This window comes from Pasteurella bettyae CCUG 2042, assembly GCF_000262245.1.
Taxonomy (GTDB): domain Bacteria; phylum Pseudomonadota; class Gammaproteobacteria; order Enterobacterales; family Pasteurellaceae; genus Basfia; species Basfia bettyae.
Genome location: NZ_AJSX01000024.1, coordinates 1 through 1,075, shown reverse-complemented (window position 1 = coordinate 1,075; position 1,075 = coordinate 1). Strand labels below are relative to the sequence as shown.

1 protein-coding gene is annotated in these 1,075 nt (G+C 31.9%); it reads left to right on the top strand.

The annotated features are described in order from the left end of the window. Window positions 1–433: 433 nt before the first annotated feature. The coding region (locus tag HMPREF1052_RS04625) for an outer membrane beta-barrel protein (protein WP_005760187.1) at window positions 434–1,075 on the top strand (642 nt) is incomplete at its 3' end.

Below are 1,075 nucleotides of genomic sequence, written 5' to 3'. Positions count from 1 at the left end.
GCTTAACTTTTTATAAAAGGTCTAAATTTTATTTAGGCCTTTTCTATCTTTTATTATTTTCTATAAAGCCTCTAATTTCATTCTTTCTTTTCATAAAAATTAATTATAACAATGTATTAAAAGAGCGCTTATTTCATTTTTATTGCTTAAAAAATAGCATTATTAAAAAAAATGATTGATTTTATGTTGTTATGATCGATAATACAAATAACTTTAAGCTTCTTTAGACTTTGATTATTGAGGAAATGAGTTTGTTAAAAAGTATATCTTCGACAAACTTAATAGCCTAAAAAGTGAATCTTAAAACTAAATAATTTGAGAAAGTAGTTCAAGATTTGGTTATTAAGGTATGAGCACGGGTGTGTTCATTCAGCTTTATTAGCTGATAAATTTCTAAAATAAGATGACTAAAATATTTAAGAGGATCATCAAAATGAAAAAAACTGCAATCGCATTAGCTATCGCGGGCTTAGCCGCAGCATCAATAGCACAAGCAGCACCACAGGCAAATACTTTCTATGCTGGTGCTAAAGCTGGTTGGGCGTCTTTCCATCACGGTGTAAATCAATTAAAAGATGAAGAGAATGGAGATACAGTCAATCGTAACCATGTTACTTACGGTGTATTTGGTGGTTATCAAATAACTGATAACTTAGCTGTTGAGTTAGGTTATGATGATTTTGGTCGTTTAAAAACTAAAAGCTCTTTAGATAATACTACTGGTAAACATACTACTCACGGTGCACATTTAAGCTTAAAAGCAAGCTATCCTGTATTAGATAACTTAGATATTTATGGTCGTGTAGGTGCAGCATTAATTCGTTCCGATTATAAAAAAGATATGTCAGCGGATGGTACTGAACATTCTCATAGTCTAAAAACATCTCCTGTATTCGCGGGCGGTTTAGAGTATGCAATTCTTCCTGAATTAGCATTACGTTTAGAATATCAATGGATCACTAAAGTTGGTCGTCTAAAAGATGAAAATGGTGAAAAATTAGATTATCACCCAGATATTGGTTCTGTTGCATTAGGTTTATCTTACCGTTTTGGTCAAGGTGCATCCCCAGTAGTT